Below are 17,229 nucleotides of genomic sequence, written 5' to 3' on the forward strand. Positions count from 1 at the left end.
GTCAGGGCTGACCGGGGAGTAGCTCGATCATGAGCGCGTCACCGTCGACAAGTAGCTTTCCGTCGAGGTCGGTCAGCCGTGCACTGACAAACGTCTTACGGCCCTCCACCCGATCCACTTTTCCTTCGATCACCAATTGCGTGTTCAGCGGGGTGATCGCGCGGTAGTTGATGTGCAGGTAACCGGTTCGCGACATCGGGCGGCCACCCGCGTGGGTGGTCATGCCGAAGATGTCGTCGAACAGCAACGGCACGATTCCGCCGTGCGCCGCGCCGTTGCCACCGAGGTGGTAGCGGCGGAACATGCCGGTGCTGCGCACACCTTCGGCGTCGAATCTCTCGATTGTCCAGGGCGGCATGAGGAGACTGCCGCGACCAGGCAACTGAATATTCGAGCCTGCAGGCGACGCCCCTTCGGGCACCTCGTGCGGGGCCAGTCGATCGGCAAGTTCCTCCGCTTGCGTGGCGATCTCCGCGAGAACTTCGTCAGGGACGTGCGTCGACACCGCCAGGTCCTGCAACCTGCGCATCGCCTCGACGAAACGACCGAAGTCGGGACCTGCAGGTGTGTGGCGGAAGACCGGGAAACCGCCTCGACGCTCGTCGGGAACGACGGTCTCCTTGCCTTCTACGGTGGGTTCGCTCATGACCTGCACGTTAGCGCGTGGGGGAACATGTTCTACTCCAGGTACTCGTCGGGGTTACGATGCCTGCCTCTATCGTGACCTACGTGACCTTCAACCCGCAGCTTTGGCGCCCCGTTCCCGGATTCGAGAATCTCACCGACATCACGTATCACCGGCATGTCAGTCAAGGCACCGTTCGTATCGCCTTCGACCGCCCCGAAGTACGTAATGCCTTCCGCCCACACACCGTCGACGAGCTGTACCGGGCACTCGACCATGCCCGGATGACGTCCGACGTCGGCGCCGTGCTGCTCACCGGCAACGGACCGAGCGAGAAGGACGGCGGCTGGGCCTTCTGCTCCGGCGGCGATCAGCGCATCCGTGGCCGCAGCGGCTACCAGTATGCGGAAGGCGAAACGGCCGACACCGTCGACAAGGCTCGTGCCGGACGCCTCCACATCCTGGAAGTGCAGCGATTGATTCGTTTCATGCCCAAGGTGGTCATCTGCCTGGTCAACGGTTGGGCCGCCGGCGGCGGACACAGCCTGCACGTCGTCTGCGACCTCACCCTCGCGAGTCGTGAACATGCCCGCTTCAAGCAAACCGATGCCGACGTCGGAAGCTTCGACGGCGGGTACGGCAGCGCTTACCTCGCAAAGATGGTGGGCCAGAAGTTCGCTCGCGAAATCTTCTTCCTCGGCGACACCTATTCCGCTGAGGAAATGCACCAGATGGGCGCGGTCAACAAGGTTGTCGATCACGCCGAACTCGAGAACGTTGCCATCGAGTGGGCAGGCAAGATCAACGGCAAGTCCCCGCAAGCTCAGCGCATGCTCAAGTACGCGTTCAACCTGCAGGACGACGGCCTGGTCGGCCAGCAGCTATTTGCCGGTGAGGCAACACGTTTGGCATACATGACCGACGAAGCCGTCGAGGGCCGCGATTCCTTCCTCGAGAAGCGCGATCCCGACTGGTCGCCGTACCCCTGGTATTTCTGATCACTGGGTATTTCCGATCACCGAGCATTTCTGATATCGCCGAGCGAGACGTGGAAGGATGGTTCCGTGGAGATTCTGAGCAGCCGAACGATATTGCGCCCCGACGACTACGAGCTGACTCTGAGCTTCTACCGAGACACCCTCGGGTTGGCTATCGCCCGTGAATACCCCGGCGGCACAGTGTTCTTCGCCGGACAGGGGTTGATCGAGATCGCCGCACACGGCGCCGCAGGCAACGGTGGGTTCCGGGGCGCGATCTGGCTGCAGGTTCGCGATCTCACGGCCGTGCAAACGGAACTGGTGCTCGCCGGAGTCAAGATTGCCCGAGAGGCACGTCAGGAACCGTGGGGTCTTCACGAGATGTGGATCGCCGATCCAGACGGGACGCCGATTGTCATGGTGCAGATTCCGGACGATCATCCGATCCGACGCGACTCCCGAACGCCGCAGTAGTCTCCGAGCGAGTCTCCGAGCGCACGAAAATGCCCGCCACGGTTTCCGTGGCGGGCATTTTCAGTTGAGCTGGGTTCAGATGCGTGTGTTCAGTGCCTGTGCGATCTGATCGGTCTGGGCCTGGCCTTCGAGCAGCTGACGCACCAGCCACAACCGCAGGACCTTCGCGACGGACGCGGCGATGAACATCGCCGCTCCGATGACCGTCAACGCCAGGAACGCGATCGCCAAGATCTGGTACGACGCGATGTTGCGCAGATCCGATTCCGTGAGCGAGGAGATGTAGAGGACAAACGCGCCGACTACCCCCACCACCATCAGGATCAGGCCGCCGAACAGTGTTTTCGCGTCGCCACCGGACTGTCCCTTGTCGAGTTTGAGGTCGGTGATGTTCTTCTTGAACTCATCACGGCGATCTTCAACTGTCGTCATCGTCATCCTCCTAGATAACTGGTAGAAAGTTCTTCTTCGATCTCATGCGGGTCACCGACCCGAGTAACGCGACCCTGCAACATCAACGCCGCCGACGTCGCGATCGGCAACACCGCCCGCGCGAACTGCTCCGCCACGAGGATGGAAATACCTTCCGCGGCAAGTGAACCCACCACGTCGTACATCTGCGAGACAATTCGAGGTGCCAGACCCATCGACAACTCGTCGAGCAGCAACACCGTCGGATGAGTTCCCAACGCCCGCGAGAGAGCGAGCATCTGCTGCTCACCGCCCGACATCGAACCCGCCAACTGGCCCCGACGCTCCCCCAGGATCGGGAAACGTGTGTACGCAACCTCTTCCAGGTCCGCGAGGGAGGCTCCGGTTCCGGTGGCGATCCACAGGTTCTCGCGCACCGACAGGTTCGCGAAGATCCCACGCCCTTCCGGGATGGAACACACACCCAACCGGGCGAGTTCGGACGCTTCGATTCCGTTGACGACCCGTCCGGCGAGTTTGAACTCCCCGCGTGTGACCGGTAGGACACCGGAGCACACCTTCAACGTGGAGGTTTTTCCGCCGCCGTTCGGGCCGAGCAACGCGACAACGGCGCCGGGCTGCAGGACGAGGTCCACGCCGTGGAGGACTTCGATGGCCCCGTAACCGGCACGCACACCCGATAATTCGAGCAACGGCTCCGGACGCGGTGTTTCGGCCGCTGCCGGGTCGATCGTTGCTGCGGTCATACTGCTTCCTCCTCGGTGCCGATGTACGCGGCGATCACGTCCGGGTCGGTGCGGATCTTCTCCGGATCACCCGAGGCCAACACCGCTCCGTAGTCGAGTACGTGAATGGTCGAGCACACCTTCATCACCAACGGAATATCGTGCTCGACCAGACAAATTCCCAGACCCCCCGCTGCGAGGTCGGTGAGCATCTGCGCGAACACCTCCGTTTCCTGCTCGGTCTGACCCGATGCCGGCTCGTCGAGAAGCAGAATCCGCGGGTTCGTCATCAAGGCCCGCGCGACCTCGACGACTCGGGCGCGGCCGGTGGGGATGTCGGAGACATCTTTTTCCGCTACATCGCTCAGGCCGGTCAGCTCGAGCAGTCGATCCGTTTCGGCGTCGACGTCGATCTTGTTGCCGCTGTTCGCTTTGTGGATGTCGCCGGCGACGCGCAGGTTGTCGCGCACCGACAACGAGACGAACAACTCGAGGCGCTGGAACGTGCGCGCCAAACCTTTGTTGGCGCGCTTGTGCGGCGCCAACTTCGTCACGTCCACGCCATCGAGGAAGACCTGTCCCGACGTCGGTTTCTGCAACCCGGTGATGGTGTTGAACAGGGTGGTCTTACCGGCGCCGTTCGGGCCGATCAACCCGGTCACCGTTCCCGGGGCCACCGTCAGGGACACATCCTTGACGGCCACGTGGCCACCGAAACGTACCGTGACACCGCGGGTTTCGAGCAAAGGTGTCTCAGACATGAGCGGCCAACTCCTTTTCGGATTTGACGAGGTCGATGCCGAGTTCACGGTCGAGTTCGCCGCGCACCTCGTCGCTGTACGGGACGTCGATCCCGACCTCTTCCGGGACCAGCGTCTTCTTCGCCGCCAACTCCTCCGGGGTGAGAACTGCTGCCGGCATGACCATTTCACCGATCACCGGCAACAGGAACACCACCGCGATGGTGATGGAGGCAAACCACCAGTTCCCGAGCACCCCACCCAAGGCGAGCAGATACGTCACCGCGATCACGGCGGCGCCGCCGTAGAGGACCGGTGTGGCGTTCATCAAACGGCGGTACCCTTCGACGACCTGGTGGATGGTGCCGCTGGGGTTCGCGCCGACACCGATACCGATCAACGCCGGGCTCACTGCCGCGATGTTGCCCAGCAGCAGCCACATTCCCTCGAGTTCGGGCTGCGCCGACGCGAGGTTGGTGAACGAGACCATGATGACGGCAAAACCGATGCCCGCCATCAAACCACCGAACAGGGCGCCACTGACGTAGCCGATTCCGGCGACGACGGTGAGCATCAGCAGCGACAACGAGACCATGATCGCGAAGCTCTCCCCCGAGACCGAGCCCATCGCGCTCGACATCAGGATGCCGCCCAATCCGGCGATGCCGGAGGAGATCATGAACACGCTGAGCTTGAGCCGAACCAGGGATTGGCCGAGCATCGCCGATCCGGCGGGGCTGTCCTTCATCGCGGCGAGTCGACGGCCGTAACCGCTGTTGCGCAACGCGATCACTCCGACACCGAGCACGGAGAACAGTGCGGTGACGGTCATCAGGAACACCGTGTCGTTACTGAGATCGAGCGGCCCGACCTTCAGGGGCGGGATCGCGATGTTGCCGTCCTTGAACAGCGAGTACCGGATGCCGAACATCTCGTGTTCGGTGGTATCACGAAGGACCATGTTGGAGAGGAACACACCGAACGCCATCGTCGCCAAAGCCAGATACAACCCGCGCAGACGCAGCGCCGGCAACGCGACGAGACCACCGATGACGGCGGTGACAAGCACACCGACGATGATGCCCCACAGGTTCAGATGCGCCGCCAACCCGCTACCGGAGATACCGAAATGGAACGCCACGATGGTGGCGATGGCACCGAAAGAGACCGGCGCCAAGTTCAATTCACCGGCATACCCGGTCAACAACGTCAGTGAGAGCGCGATGATCGCGAACGTCATCCCGATCGTCAACGTCGTGATCGCCGACGTCACCATCAGCAGACGCAGCAGGTACACGATGACAATGAGCGCGACACCCCAGATGACGGCCTTGCGGACCGTCGGGACGTGATACCGCTCGCGGGTACGGGTGACGGCGCCGCGCAGACGGTCCTGCGGCAGCACGATCAGCACCACGAACAGCGCGATCATCGGCAGGGAGACACGGAAATTCGACGTCCAACTCCAACTTGTCGGGAAGTACGCCAACACGTACGTACCGGCGAGACCGAGAACCACGGCGCCGACAAACGTGCGCGGAATACTGCGCAGCCGACCGAACATCGCGGCGGCAAACGCGTCGATCACCAACAGCGTCAACATGTTCGCTTCGAGGGTGCCGCCGCTGATCGGGGTGATCAAGATACCCGCCAACACCGCCAACGTCGATCCCATCGCCCACGACAACGCCGCCAAGCGTTCCGGGTTATGACCGTTCAGGCGCAACAAATCCGGATCGTCGACGACACCGCGCATCGCGACACCGGCGCGGGTTTTGGTGAACAGGATCCGCAGACCCACCGCGATACCGATCGCGACGAGGATGCAGATCAACTCGTGGTAGCGGATGCTCGCACCGAACACCGTGATCTTGGACTGATCACCGAAGAACATCTGCATCGTGCGCGCGGTCTCCGGATGCCAGAACCAGTGCGAGATCGAGAGCATACCCAGCAGGATCGACACCGTGACAACAATTTTGGTGACCTCCGCCGTATCGCGCAGGCCCTTCATGATGAACACGTACAGGCCCAGCCCCATCAACGGGCCGACCACAACCAAAGAAATCAGCAACGCAACCACGGTCGGGAGTTCCCAGCCGTACCGCAACTGCCAGTAGATGAACGCGCCGAGCATCGCCTGAGCGCCGTGCGCGAAATTGAAAATTCCGGACGTGTTGTACGTGAGCACCAACCCGGAAGCGGCGATCGCGTACACCGATCCCAGGACCAAACCCAGGATCGTGAAAGTGACAAAAGTGTTCATAACTGAACCCTCGTTAGGGGAGGAAAGGTGGCGCGCTGCGCGCATACGCGGAGCGCGCCACCTTCCTCAGGTGAATCAGGACTGCGGCTTGATCACATTCGCGTTCTGGTACTTCGTGGAGATGCGATCGGCATCCAGATCGGTGCCCCACGTGCTCTTGTCCGTGGCAACCATGTACTTCGGGTCGCACTTGAACTCGCCTGCCGTCGTCGGGAACGCCTGTGAGTACTCGGCGCCCTTCAGTGACGTCATGAGGCCGCAGGTGGCCGGCATGTTCTTGCCCGGATCGGTAGCGGCATGCAATCCGCCGCCGTCCCAGTCGTCGATCTTCGACAGTTCGTTGACCATGCACTGGCGCGTCAGGTCGCTGCCGCACTCATCCGCAGCGGTGGCCCACAGCAGGAACGACGATGCAGCCTGCATACCGAGAAGTGCCGTCTTGCCGCCCTGCTCGTTGACCAGGTCGACGTACTTCTTGACAGCGGGAACCTTGTCCGCGTTCTCGAGCATCTGGAAGGTCATGCCGGCGTTCAGGTTGTCGAGCAGGCCGGTGTCCTTGTTCCAGGAGGCGATGGACTCGCCGTACCAGGTGGCCTCACCGAAGAAGATCGGATCGATGCCGACCTGATCGAGAGACTTGACGAAGTTCAGCTCGGCCGGGCTGGCCGAACGCGAGGTCCAGATGCCTTTGGCACCGCATTCCTTGAACTTCTCGGCAAACGGCACGTAGCTGGATTCGCCCTCGTAATTCAGCGTGACGCCGCAGTCCTTGAGCTTGAAGCCCGCAGCCTGGGCGATGGACCGAATCTTGTTGGTGGAGGTGATGATCGTCGGCATCGTGCTGTTGACGACGTCGAAGTCGTTCAGCAGGTCCGGATGCATCTCGGCCATCTGGAACCACTGCGAACCGTTGGCGTAGTCGACGGGGAACGGGACACCCTGGAACGTCATCGGTCCGTTGGCGGCGTCGGGCGACACCGTGAATCCGGGAACCGCAACCATGTTGCAGGCCACGCGGGTCTGCTCTGCTGTCTGGTCCATCGCGAATCCGTGACCGACCAACATGAACTGGCTGGCGCAGGCTTCCTGCATGACCGAGTTGGCCTGCGTCATCGCCGCGTCGTAGTCGGTACCGACAACCTTGCGGCCGTTGATGCCGCCCTGATCGTTGCACCACGAGATGAGGGCGTTGACCGCGTCACTCATCTCCTTGTTGAGGCCTGGGGATTTCACGTAGCCGCGGTCGTCGCCGAAGCCGATCTTGATCTCGGTGTCGCTGACACCCTGATCCGTCGCGCCCTTCGCATCTCCGTCGCCGCACGGCGAATCCAGGGTTCCGAACTTGGCATCGGAACTCTTCGACGCAACGTCGGCCGTCGCAACGGATGCACCGTTCGACGTTGCCGACGGGTCGTCACCGCGGTCGCCTGCACAGGCAGAGACCAATGCAGCAGTTGCGGCCAGTGCCACAACCAGCTTCGCGGTCTTGTTGGGCTTCACTTCGAAACTCTCCTTCTCACACACGTGCGCTGCCGAACAGCGCGCTCAGTGCCGTAGGTAATCAGCGATCAAAACGCGACGAATGTGCTTTCCCGGTCAGTGAGACGGAAAAGTGAAACGCAACACAAGAGTTCGGAGCAGTGTCACTGAACACGCCCTCAGCTGCGGTAGCGCAGCCCACGCGCCCGCCTCTACCTCATGTCACGGAACGTCACATCTCGTTGGCTGTACATTTACGCGTTCGATACGCACAATTCACGTTGTGACCGCAGAGCTCGTAATCCTCCTGGTGGTAGTTGTCACCGCCCTCGCGTTCGATTTCACGAACGGATTTCACGACACAGGCAATGCAATGGCCACATCCATTGCCACCGGCGCACTCAAACCGAAGGTCGCGGTCACACTCTCCGCAATCCTGAACTTGGTTGGTGCCTTCCTGTCCGTCGAGGTTGCGGCGACGGTCGCCAAAGGCGTCGTCAACCTGGGCGCGGTCAGCGGACAGGACCTTCTGCTGATCGTTTTTGCCGGTCTGGTCGGCGGCATCATCTGGAACTTGGCGACGTGGTTGCTCGGCCTCCCGTCGAGTTCGTCCCACGCGCTGTTCGGCGGTCTGATCGGCGCGGCGATCGCGTCCATCGGAATGGGCGGCGTCGAGTGGGGTGGCGTACTCACCAAGGTTGTCGTTCCGGCACTCCTGGCCCCCGTGGTGGCGGCACTGGTTGCCGGCGTCGGCACCAAGCTCGTCTACCGGATCACCGCGTCCGTCAAGGAAGACGAGCGTGAGCGCGGATTCCGTTTCGGTCAGATCGGCACCGCTTCACTGATCTCCCTTGCGCACGGCACCAATGACGCCCAGAAGACAATGGGCGTCATCTTTTTGGCCTTGGTGGCTCACGGATCCATCACCGCCGAGACGGAGATGCCGTTCTGGGTCAAGTTCACGTGTGCCGTCGCAATTGCGTTGGGTACCTACCTCGGCGGATGGCGAATCATTCGCACACTCGGCAAGGGTCTCGTCGAGATTTCCGCACCTCAGGGACTAGCTGCCGAAGCATCCTCGGCCGCAATCATTCTTACGTCGAGCCACCTCGGACTCCCGCTGTCCACGACTCACGTTGCCACCGGATCCATCCTCGGCACCGGCCTCGGCCGCAAGGGCGCCGAAGTTCGCTGGGGCGTCGCCGGACGCATGGGTGCCGCGTGGCTGATCACTCTCCCGTCGGCCGCAATCGTCGGCGCGATCTGCTGGGCCATCGCACATTTCATCGGCGGACTCGCCGGTGTTCTGGTCGTCTTCGCCGCCCTGATCGCGTTTGCGATCTTCATGTACGTGCGTTCGCGTAAAGAACCTGTCGACGCGGCCAACGTGACCGCTGAGTGGGACGAGAATCAAGCTGTGCCCGTCGCAGATCCGACACCGACCCCCGAGACCACCCACAACTCCTGAAAGGGCAGACGAGAATGCATCTCCTCACCGACACTCTCGAATCACTCTGGCAGGTAGTTGCCGTCGGCCTGCTCTTCGGCGCCGGATTGCCCGCGATCTTTGCGCTCGGCCTCAAATCGCTGAGTCTGCAGAACGCCGACGGCTCCGACGGGCCCACTCCACTCGGCAAAGCCGGAGCCTATCTGTGCTTTGCCGTCGTGCTGATCACGATCTTCGCTGGGATACTGCTGCTGATGAAGAACTTCCTGGCCAGCACGTTCGGAATCAACGTCTTCTGAATCCGGCGCAAGGGCGATCCGACTCCACCACCGAAACGAAAAAGAGGCCGAGGATTTGAGCAAGTATTCATTGCGCAGCGTGCTCGACTGGCTGCGGGCGGGATACCCCGAAGGAATCCCGGACAAAGATCATTTTGCGCTGCTCGCCGTATTGCGTCGACGACTGACCGACGAGGAAATCGAACAGGTCGTCGCGATGTCCATCGAATCCGCGCACGAAGTTCCGGATCGGCACGTCGACTACGACACGCTCCGGGCGATCATCGAGGGGATCCTCCACGAGGAATCCTCCGAAGAGGACGTCGAACGTGTGACTGCGCGTCTGCGCGCAGGCGGGTGGCCCGTCTTCGACGACAACGCCGAACATGAAGTTCGAGATGTGAGCTGACGTCATGGCCCTTCCGCCCTTCCTCACCTCGATAGTCGGTTGGTTGCGGGCCGGCTATCCCAACGGCGTTCCCGAACAGGACTACATTCCGTTGTTTGCTCTGCTGACGCGTCGACTCTCGGAAACGGAAGTCGACGCGGTTGCCGACGCGTTGATCGAAGACGGTGATCTCCCGATCGAGAAGACCGACATCCAGGTCCTGATCACCAAGATCACCAACGAGATGCCGCTGGAGACCGACGTCGATCGTGTCCGCAGTCATCTTGCTGCCGGCGGCTGGCCGCTGGCCGGACCGGACGTTCGACGATGAATACCCTCGAAGCACTACCGATTCCGCAGGGCGCGTCCGTCCTCGAAGTCTTGCCGCACATCGCCCGGATACTCGACGGCACAGGCCCCGCCGTTCTCCCTGTCCCGGCCGCTGATTCGCGCGAGAGAGCCAGGCTCTCCGACGCTCTGCATCCCGGCGAGCCCATCGACGACGGCATTGCCCTGGTTGTGGCGACATCGGGAACCACCGGGACTCCGAAGGGAGCGATGCTGCGCGCCGACGCACTACGCGCGAGCGGCGAGGCCACCCACGAGTACCTCGGCGGGCCCGGTTCCTGGCTACTTGTCCTTCCGCCGCACCACATCGCGGGCATGCAGGTTCTGCTGCGCAGCGCTCTCGCCGGAACCGAACCCGTTGTCGTCGACGTCAGCTCGGGTTTTGATCCCGCCGCGCTTCCCGCTGCGGTTGCCGCGATGAGTGGCCCGCGAAAGTACACGTCGATGGTCCCGACACAGTTGGTCAAAGCGCTGTCAGATCCCAGTGCTGTCGACGCGCTTGCCTCCCTCGACGCCGTACTGCTCGGTGGAGCCGCAACTCCCGTACCGGTTCTCGAGCAAGCCGCCACGGCGGGCATCGAAGTTGTGCGAACCTACGGCATGAGCGAAACCGCCGGCGGATGCGTGTACGACGGAATCCCGTTGTCCGGGGCAAAGATTCGCATCGACAACGGCCGAGTTCTGCTGGGCGGGCCGATGCTCGCGTCCGGGTATCGTGGACTCCCGGATCACCCGGCCTTTTCCGAGCCCGGCTGGTTTCGCACCGACGACGCCGGGTCGGTGGTCGACGGCGTTCTGCGCATCAGCGGGCGCCTCGACGAAGCGATTTCCACCGGCGGGCTGACTGTGGTGCCGCAGGTCGTCGAAGCCGCACTCGCTGATCATCCCGCTGTTCGGGAGTGCGCTGTCATCGGCGTCGCCGATCCGCGCCTCGGCCAACGGGTCGTGGTGTGCGTTGTGCCCGAAGGCGCACCCCCGACGCTCGAGGAATTGCGCGCCCACGCTCAGCGCACGCTCGATGTGACCGCAGCGCCGCGCGAGCTGTTCGTCGTGGACGCACTCCCCCTCCGTGGCCCAGGCAAACTCGACCGGGCGGCTCTGGTGGCCAGGTTCGGCTAGAGCTCTGCGCACTGGAGCCTATTGCTCTGTGCTCGTTGGACCCTGCGCCAGATAGGCACGTTGCACGGCGTCGAGGTCCGCACCGATCTCTGCTGCGGTGCCTTCCATCATCACTGCGCCTCGGCGCAGGACGTACACCCGATCCGCTACCGCGAGCACCTGCCGCACGTGTTGTTCGACGAGGAGTACACCGAGACCCTGGCGGTCCGCGGCCTCCCGCACCACGGCGAGTAGGCGTTGCACGATCTGCGGCGCAAGCCCAAGCGACAGTTCGTCGGCCAGCAGGAGACGAGGTTCCCGGGCCAGCGCTCTGGCCAGCGTCAGCATCTGTTGTTCACCACCTGACAGTAGGCCTGCCGGACGCTTCAGGAGAGCGCGCAACTCGGGGAATATCGCGCAGGCGGCGTCTGCGGATACACCTGCCAGGCGGAGGTTCTCGGCCCCGGTCAGGCCCATGATCACGGACCGTTCCTCGGTCACGTAGCTCAGACCGCGACGCGCCAACGACGACAGGGACGAACGCCGACTGGAGCCGAGTACCGAGATCTCGCCCGATATCGGGGCAAGTTCTCCGGCCACGGTGAGCATGGTGGTGGACTTGCCGGCGCCGTTGGCGCCGATAAGTGCCACCACCTCCCCCGATCGCACCGTGATGTCGAGGTCACGGCAGACCACCGCCCCCGCGTAACCCGCACTCAGGCCACGGCATTCGAGGACAATGTCCGCCGCCACCGTCTTCTCACTGGTGCTTGTCATCGTGTTGCCTCCGTTGTCGTCTCGATGTCGGAACCCAGATAGGCGTCGCGGACAGCCGGGCTGGAGGCAATCTCGTCCGGTGTTCCGGACGCGATCACCCGGCCGGCTTCGAGCACCACGATCCGATCGCACGTGGACATCACGAGTCCCATGTCATGTTCGACGAGAAGCACCCCCGCGCCGCGTTGTACGGCCAAGTGCCGGATGGCAACTGCGAGTTCACGGCTCTCGGCGTCGTCCAGTCCGGCTGCCGGCTCGTCGAGCAGGATGACGGACGGTGCGGAGGCAACCGCTCGGGCGATGCCCACCAGCCGTCGCCGACCGTACGACAGTTCGCCCGGTAACTTGTCCAGATCGTTCTCCAACTCGAAGTCCCGCACAACCGTCGACGCACTCGGCGAGAGTGGATGACGGCCGGGGCGAATCAGATCGGTAACCCATGTGCGCCAAGTCGATTCGTCGGCGCCGGCATGGATGTTCTCCCCGACGGTGACGTCCTCGAACAGCTCGAGCGACTGGAAGGAGCGGCGGAGCCCACCTTTGGACCTGCGCGCAGTGGACCACCCGGTGATGTTGTCGTCCCCCAGGGTGAGCCGCCCCGCCGCTGGGCTGACAAATCCGGTGATCGCGTCGATCACGGTGGTCTTCCCGGCCCCGTTGGGTCCGATCAGACCTACCACTTGCCCCGGCGCAACATCGAGGTCGACACCGTCGACAGCGACCACGCCGCCGAATCGCACCGTCAATCCCCGTACGATCAATGGCGTCGGGGTTACCGAACCGGTTGGCGATTCATCCGAAAGTTGATGACCACGGCCCTTTTTGCGGGTGCCGAGCGTGCTCAGCCCTGGAACCGACCGAAGCCCGCGCGAAATCATGTCGGCGATACCGTTCTGGTTGGTGAGCAGAGTGACAATGAGGATCACACCGCCGAGCAGTGAGGCCAGAGCCAGGCCCGAGAGCAGTCGGCTGAACAGCGCTCCCGGCGCCATCAGCGCACCGATGACGCTACCCAGTACAAAGCCGAGGCCGCCGGTCACCGTCTGGACTACGGCATTGATCGACGCGAACACGTTGAACTCGAGATAGGTGACCGCGGTGTTGCGTAGACCGAGGAGAATGCCTGCCACAGCAGCCAAACCGGCCGCAAACGCAAACGCGTAGATCTTGACGGCAAACACGCTGATCCCGAGCGACGCCGCCGCTCGCTCGTTGGTCCGCACAGCGATCAGCCGTCTGCCGGTGCGCGAGCGTCGCAAATTCGCGACCATCAGTGCACACAGCACCAGCGCTACGAGGCACAGCAGAGCCCACCGCTCGGGGTAACGCGTTGGCGTCACCTCCAGCCCGAACAGACTCAGCTGGTTGATCTTCACCGAACCCTCGAGCTTGTCGCCGGTGAAGGTCGGATTGTTGAACACCATCTCCTGGATGGTGAACCCGAGCCCCAGTGTGACAACCGCCAGATTCACACCCCGCGTTCGCAACGCCGGCAGCGCGAACACCACCCCGATCACAATCACCGCCACCACGCTCACCAGCGCCGCCGGCACCAGTGGCCAACCGGCCTGCCCGACGAGCCGCGCTGCGAACAGCGCACCAAGGCCACCGACGGTGTACTGGGCGAGCGAGAGCTGGCCGGCAAAACCCGTCAGGACCACGATCGAGAGCAGGAACACCGCCGCAGCCAGAGTCAGCGTCAAGGACCGAAGCCAGTCGCCACCGGCCGCAATGATGCCGACAGTCACCAGAACTCCGAGTATGACACCTGCCCAACGGATCTCGCCTGATCCGAGTTTGGGCAGCCGCTCGGAAACATGACTGCGCAGCGGCAACCCCTTCCCCCGCACAACGAGCACCACCAGGATCACCGCGAACGGCACAGCCCGATTGACGCCGGTGAGCGTCTCCATCCCGAGGAGATCCCGCAGGCCGTCCTGATACAGGACGATCAGGCTCTCACCCACACCCAGCAACAATCCGCCGAGCAGGGTGAGTGGGAAGGAGCGGAAACCACCGAGCAAAGCCGCGGCAAGCGCCGAGACCGTCACGATCACCACAAACGCCGACGGAGTGAGCCCGGTCAAGGGCGCCACCAGGATTCCCGCGGCACCGGCGAGCGCTCCGCCAACGGTCCAGGTCAACGTTGCCAGACGCTGCGGAGACCAGCCGAGCGCAGCGGCCGCTCGTTCGTGCTCGGCGGCCGCGGTAATGGCCAAGCCCACCCGGGTGAACGTAGTCCAGGCCCACAGCGCCGCCGTCGACACCACCGCGATACCCAGCAGGATCATCCGATCCTGCTGTACCACAACACCTCCCCAGTGATACGCGTCGTCGGGCAGGAAGGCACGCACCCGGATCGGGGTGCTGCCGTAGTACTGCTGCACCCCGGCCTGCAGGATCACCATCAAGCCGAGGGTGGCGGCCAGCCGGACGATCGGCGCGGCATTGGTGAGCCACCGCAACACCAGCAGCTGAAATGCCAGTCCGATCAGTCCAGCCACTACCGTTGCCACGAGGAAAGCCGGAACCAGGCCCCAATCATGATCTCGCTGAAGGGTTTCCAAACTGAAGTAGGCCCCCACCATGGCGATCGCGCCTTGCGCGAAGTTCACCACCCCGGAACCGCGATAAACCAGCACGATGCCCTGCGCCAGGAGCGCATAGGCAGAGCCAGCCCCCAGGCCGAGAATCGCAAACTGTAGGAACTCAGTCATTCGTCAATCTCCAGGGTGAATTCAGCTCAGGCAGTAGGGTTGCGCAGGTCGTACTGAACCGGATCGGTGATGACAACGTCACCGTCGAACGTCATCCGGTACATCATCGAGTTCGAGACGCGCTGGAAGATCCCGAAAGGCTCGACCGCACTCGGCGTCCAAGCGGGCACAAGGCCCGCCATGTCAAGTGCCTTGGCATTCTCGAATCCCTGCATGACCGTGTTCTTGTTGACATCCTTGAGATCCTTTGCGACCTCACCGAATGCGCGCACCGTCAACCACGGGTTCATCGCGTCGCCGTTGAGGTTCTCGCGCCCCAGTTCGTCCTTACCGGACTTCTCCATGTCTGCCAGGAAATCCTTCAGACCGGGAAAGTCGTCGGTGCTCGACGACGCTGCGGGAGTCGGGCCGGTGTACGTCGAGGACGTGGCGAAGGTGCCGAGATCCTGCAGGTCCGCCTGGGAGAAGCCCGCCGACCCCAACGCGAAAGTCAGCTTCGATCCGAGCTGCTCGAACGACTGCGCGATCGGGTTCGCGTCGGCCGCACCCAGCGCCATGATCACGCCCTGCGCGCCGTTGCGCTCCGCCGCCGCGATGAACTGGGTGTAATCGGTCGCACCGGTACCCACTGCGACGTCGTTGACGATCTCCGCCCCCTTGGCCTGCACCGCAGGGGTCAGCAAGCCGACCAGCTGTGCGGTCACCGGAAGGTCGGGGCGCATCAAGGAAAGCTTGGTCTTGCCCTGTGCCACCAGCATGTCGATCATTCCGTACAGGTTGAGCAGTGAACCGGAGAACGGCGTGTAGACGTTGGTCGCGGTGAAGTCGGCCATGTTCACCGGGTTCAGCCCGATGCGGGCGATTCCGGCGTCCAGCAGGATCTTCGACGACGCCTCCGACGAAACCGGAGTGAAGTCCGCGAGCGTCGCGACGGCCCCCTCGGAGACCATCTTGTTCGCGCAGTCGACCTCCTTGTTCGGATCACCCATGGAGTCGCACTGAATCAGCTCGAGGGGGCGTCCGTTCACGCCGCCCCGATCGTTGAAAGCGTCGACCGATGCGACCATGCCGGCGGCGTAAGCGGCGGAGCCGAGCCCCGGCGCCTCGATCGGAGCGATCTGACCTACCTTGATCGGATCTCCGGTCGCGGCGTTCTCGGACGGGTCCGAACCACTATCGCTGCTACAGCTCGACACGAGCAGTCCTACAGCCGCGAGCGCGGCGATTGCTGGGGTAATTCTCTTCAAGTTCACGTGCGCGTCCTTTTGTGTGTAGACAGCGATGTTTCGGACGCCCTGCCCTGGTCTGATCCACTGAGCTGCGACTACTCAGCCGAGGAAGCGCCAGTCCGTCCGACTTGGCAGCAGCGTATTAGAGCGAGTCGCTCCGTAAGGGCGGTTTCGCGAAATTTCGTTACGGAGCGCTATGCAATGTTACGTTTTGCCTGGTTCGCGCACGGCTCGACTAGCTCCCGCAGGCCGAATGTTCAGCCGCAGGCCTGATCACCCGCGCGGCCGAACATTCAGCGCGCGACGCCGCGCACGCACGCCCGATCGAAGCGCTCCCGCACCCGTTCGAAGTCCCGCAGATCCGCCCACACCCAGCGGAATACCTCGAACCCCGCATCTCGGATTGCGTCCTCGCGCAGTTTCTCGCGCTCCACCACCGCACCCGGATTCTCGCTGCGGTACTTCACCATGCCGTCGAACTCGCCCACCACCCCGAATTCTTCCCAGAAGAAGTCGACCCTCCCGATGAACCGTCCGCCGAGGCGGATCTCCTGCTGCAAGGTCGGCATCGGCCATCCGTCGGCGCGCATGCGCACCCGGCTGATGGACTCCCCTGGGCTCTCGGCACCGGGTTCGATGAACTCGGCAACCACCCGCGCCCGGCTCATTCCGCGGCGGCCGTGCAAACGTTCGAGCACGGATGCAAGATCGTCACGTCTCATCCCCCGGCGCAGTGCACAGTCGCCGATCACCACGGCATTCTCAAACGACGTCGTGCGCGCGATATCGACAATCGTGCGCGCCAGCGACGTCGTTGCCACACCGTCGACAAGCACGATCTCCTCCGGAACCAGCGGTACCGGATGAAGGTGGAAGGTGGCACTCTTTCGCCCACCCGAGCTTCTGTTCCGCGTCACGTGCACAACATTCAGGCCTAACCCGCCGCAGTCCAGACCGTGCATCACTGCCGCGGACACATGGCTGACGATTGCGCCCGGTCCGCAGGCTGCAGCGGTGGCGAGGGCGGTGTGGCGGTGACGGGCTCGCGCATCGAGTTCGCGGTAGTGATCGGCCCGCATGTAGATTCCCGCTGCGATTCGGTGCAGCTCTCCGCACCTGACGGCCCGCTGCAACTGCGCGTCGCTGATGCCGTCCCGATGGGCCTGTGCCCGCGTGAGAATTCCCATGTGGCGAGCGTGCCGCCTCTATCGGCGTTCATCGGCAACAAA

17 protein-coding genes are annotated in these 17,229 nt (G+C 63.2%); 7 read left to right on the forward strand and 10 right to left on the reverse strand.

The genetic code is table 11. From position 1 onward, the window contains the following. Window position 1 precedes the first annotated feature (1 nt). On the reverse strand, window positions 2-646 hold the full coding sequence (locus tag CJ178_RS11320) for a PaaI family thioesterase (RefSeq protein ID WP_045071274.1): 645 nt from the start codon (window positions 644-646) through the stop codon (window positions 2-4). A gap of 83 nt (window positions 647-729) precedes the next feature. Between CJ178_RS11320 and CJ178_RS11325 the strand changes: the two genes are divergently transcribed. Together CJ178_RS11325 and CJ178_RS11330 are read left to right on the forward strand one after the other, a co-directional pair. Further along, entirely contained in the window at window positions 730-1,623 is an 894-nt protein-coding gene (locus CJ178_RS11325) for a 1,4-dihydroxy-2-naphthoyl-CoA synthase (protein WP_033236506.1), read from the forward strand. A 66-nt stretch (window positions 1,624-1,689) separates the two neighbouring features. After that, complete coding sequence (locus CJ178_RS11330; protein WP_033236479.1) at window positions 1,690-2,076, forward strand: VOC family protein; 387 nt, start codon at window positions 1,690-1,692, stop codon at window positions 2,074-2,076. A 75-nt stretch (window positions 2,077-2,151) separates the two neighbouring features. On the opposite strand, the gene CJ178_RS11335 is transcribed toward CJ178_RS11330, so the two are convergent. The 5 genes from CJ178_RS11335 to CJ178_RS11355 all read right to left on the reverse strand — a co-directional run bounded on the left by CJ178_RS11335 (window position 2,152) and on the right by CJ178_RS11355 (window position 7,739). Continuing rightward, window positions 2,152-2,514: a hypothetical protein gene (locus tag CJ178_RS11335; RefSeq protein ID WP_174557328.1), complete on the reverse strand. Its 363-nt coding sequence runs from the start codon at window positions 2,512-2,514 to the stop codon at window positions 2,152-2,154. Next, window positions 2,511-3,254 (reverse strand): ABC transporter ATP-binding protein, encoded by a 744-nt coding sequence (locus CJ178_RS11340; protein WP_051730716.1) that lies wholly within the window; start codon window positions 3,252-3,254, stop codon window positions 2,511-2,513. Before CJ178_RS11340 ends, CJ178_RS11335 begins: the two co-directional genes overlap by 4 nt. Continuing rightward, on the reverse strand, window positions 3,251-3,994 hold the full coding sequence (locus CJ178_RS11345) for an ABC transporter ATP-binding protein (protein ID WP_033236481.1): 744 nt from the start codon (window positions 3,992-3,994) through the stop codon (window positions 3,251-3,253). The genes CJ178_RS11340 and CJ178_RS11345 overlap by 4 nt, the downstream gene beginning before the upstream one ends. Continuing rightward, window positions 3,987-6,239, reverse strand: a complete 2,253-nt coding sequence (locus CJ178_RS11350; protein ID WP_095886715.1) for an ABC transporter permease — start codon at window positions 6,237-6,239, stop codon at window positions 3,987-3,989. The genes CJ178_RS11345 and CJ178_RS11350 overlap by 8 nt, the downstream gene beginning before the upstream one ends. A gap of 75 nt (window positions 6,240-6,314) precedes the next feature. After that, window positions 6,315-7,739 (reverse strand): ABC transporter substrate-binding protein, encoded by a 1,425-nt coding sequence (locus tag CJ178_RS11355; protein ID WP_045063800.1) that lies wholly within the window; start codon window positions 7,737-7,739, stop codon window positions 6,315-6,317. 262 nt (window positions 7,740-8,001) lie between these two features. Between CJ178_RS11355 and CJ178_RS11360 the strand changes: the two genes are divergently transcribed. The 5 genes from CJ178_RS11360 to menE are packed head-to-tail and all read left to right on the forward strand — an operon-like array spanning window position 8,002 to window position 11,298. Beyond that, entirely contained in the window at window positions 8,002-9,186 is a 1,185-nt protein-coding gene (locus CJ178_RS11360; RefSeq protein WP_033235447.1) for an inorganic phosphate transporter, read from the forward strand. A gap of 14 nt (window positions 9,187-9,200) precedes the next feature. After that, on the forward strand, window positions 9,201-9,464 hold the full coding sequence (locus CJ178_RS11365; RefSeq protein ID WP_033235448.1) for a hypothetical protein: 264 nt from the start codon (window positions 9,201-9,203) through the stop codon (window positions 9,462-9,464). Window positions 9,465-9,519: 55 nt separating this feature from the next. After that, complete coding sequence (locus tag CJ178_RS11370) at window positions 9,520-9,852, forward strand: DUF3349 domain-containing protein (protein ID WP_033235449.1); 333 nt, start codon at window positions 9,520-9,522, stop codon at window positions 9,850-9,852. Window positions 9,853-9,856: 4 nt separating this feature from the next. Next, window positions 9,857-10,162, forward strand: a complete 306-nt coding sequence (locus CJ178_RS11375) for a DUF3349 domain-containing protein (protein ID WP_033235450.1) — start codon at window positions 9,857-9,859, stop codon at window positions 10,160-10,162. Next, a complete protein-coding gene (gene menE, locus CJ178_RS11380; RefSeq protein WP_095886716.1) occupies window positions 10,159-11,298 on the forward strand; it encodes an o-succinylbenzoate--CoA ligase in 1,140 nt (379 codons plus the stop codon). Before CJ178_RS11375 ends, menE begins: the two co-directional genes overlap by 4 nt. Window positions 11,299-11,316: 18 nt before the next feature. Here the strand turns inward: menE and CJ178_RS11385 are convergent, their stop codons facing one another. The 4 genes from CJ178_RS11385 to CJ178_RS11400 all read right to left on the reverse strand — a co-directional run bounded on the left by CJ178_RS11385 (window position 11,317) and on the right by CJ178_RS11400 (window position 17,187). Then, window positions 11,317-12,054 carry an ABC transporter ATP-binding protein gene (locus tag CJ178_RS11385; RefSeq protein WP_045063803.1) on the reverse strand — a complete coding sequence of 246 codons (738 nt, stop codon included), beginning with the start codon at window positions 12,052-12,054 and terminating at the stop codon, window positions 11,317-11,319. Then, window positions 12,051-14,771: an ABC transporter permease subunit gene (locus CJ178_RS11390; protein WP_095886717.1), complete on the reverse strand. Its 2,721-nt coding sequence runs from the start codon at window positions 14,769-14,771 to the stop codon at window positions 12,051-12,053. The genes CJ178_RS11385 and CJ178_RS11390 overlap by 4 nt, the downstream gene beginning before the upstream one ends. 26 nt (window positions 14,772-14,797) lie before the next feature. Next, entirely contained in the window at window positions 14,798-16,024 is a 1,227-nt protein-coding gene (locus CJ178_RS11395) for an ABC transporter substrate-binding protein (RefSeq protein WP_045063807.1), read from the reverse strand. Between the two features lie 269 nt (window positions 16,025-16,293). After that, window positions 16,294-17,187, reverse strand: a complete 894-nt coding sequence (locus tag CJ178_RS11400) for a type IV toxin-antitoxin system AbiEi family antitoxin domain-containing protein (protein ID WP_045063808.1) — start codon at window positions 17,185-17,187, stop codon at window positions 16,294-16,296. Window positions 17,188-17,229 lie beyond the last annotated feature (42 nt).

The sequence above is a fragment of the Rhodococcus sp. ACPA4 genome (genome assembly GCF_002300185.1).
In the GTDB taxonomy this organism is placed as follows: Bacteria; Actinomycetota; Actinomycetes; order Mycobacteriales; family Mycobacteriaceae; genus Rhodococcus_F; species Rhodococcus_F globerula.

What these genes read in the sequence shown, in the direction of transcription:
- CJ178_RS11400 (WP_045063808.1), bottom strand. Translation starts at nt 17,187, where the DNA reads ATGGGAATTCTCACGCGGGCACAGGCCCATCGGGACGGCATCAGCGAC.
- CJ178_RS11340 (WP_051730716.1), bottom strand. Translation starts at nt 3,254, where the DNA reads ATGACCGCAGCAACGATCGACCCGGCAGCGGCCGAAACACCGCGTCCG.
- CJ178_RS11345 (WP_033236481.1), bottom strand. Translation starts at nt 3,994, where the DNA reads ATGTCTGAGACACCTTTGCTCGAAACCCGCGGTGTCACGGTACGTTTC.
- CJ178_RS11365 (WP_033235448.1), top strand. Translation starts at nt 9,201, where the DNA reads ATGCATCTCCTCACCGACACTCTCGAATCACTCTGGCAGGTAGTTGCC.
- menE (WP_095886716.1), top strand. Translation starts at nt 10,159, where the DNA reads ATGAATACCCTCGAAGCACTACCGATTCCGCAGGGCGCGTCCGTCCTC.
- CJ178_RS11375 (WP_033235450.1), top strand. Translation starts at nt 9,857, where the DNA reads ATGGCCCTTCCGCCCTTCCTCACCTCGATAGTCGGTTGGTTGCGGGCC.
- CJ178_RS11320 (WP_045071274.1), bottom strand. Translation starts at nt 646, where the DNA reads ATGAGCGAACCCACCGTAGAAGGCAAGGAGACCGTCGTTCCCGACGAG.
- CJ178_RS11385 (WP_045063803.1), bottom strand. Translation starts at nt 12,054, where the DNA reads ATGACAAGCACCAGTGAGAAGACGGTGGCGGCGGACATTGTCCTCGAA.
- CJ178_RS11335 (WP_174557328.1), bottom strand. Translation starts at nt 2,514, where the DNA reads ATGACGATGACGACAGTTGAAGATCGCCGTGATGAGTTCAAGAAGAAC.
- CJ178_RS11350 (WP_095886715.1), bottom strand. Translation starts at nt 6,239, where the DNA reads ATGAACACTTTTGTCACTTTCACGATCCTGGGTTTGGTCCTGGGATCG.
- CJ178_RS11390 (WP_095886717.1), bottom strand. Translation starts at nt 14,771, where the DNA reads ATGACTGAGTTCCTACAGTTTGCGATTCTCGGCCTGGGGGCTGGCTCT.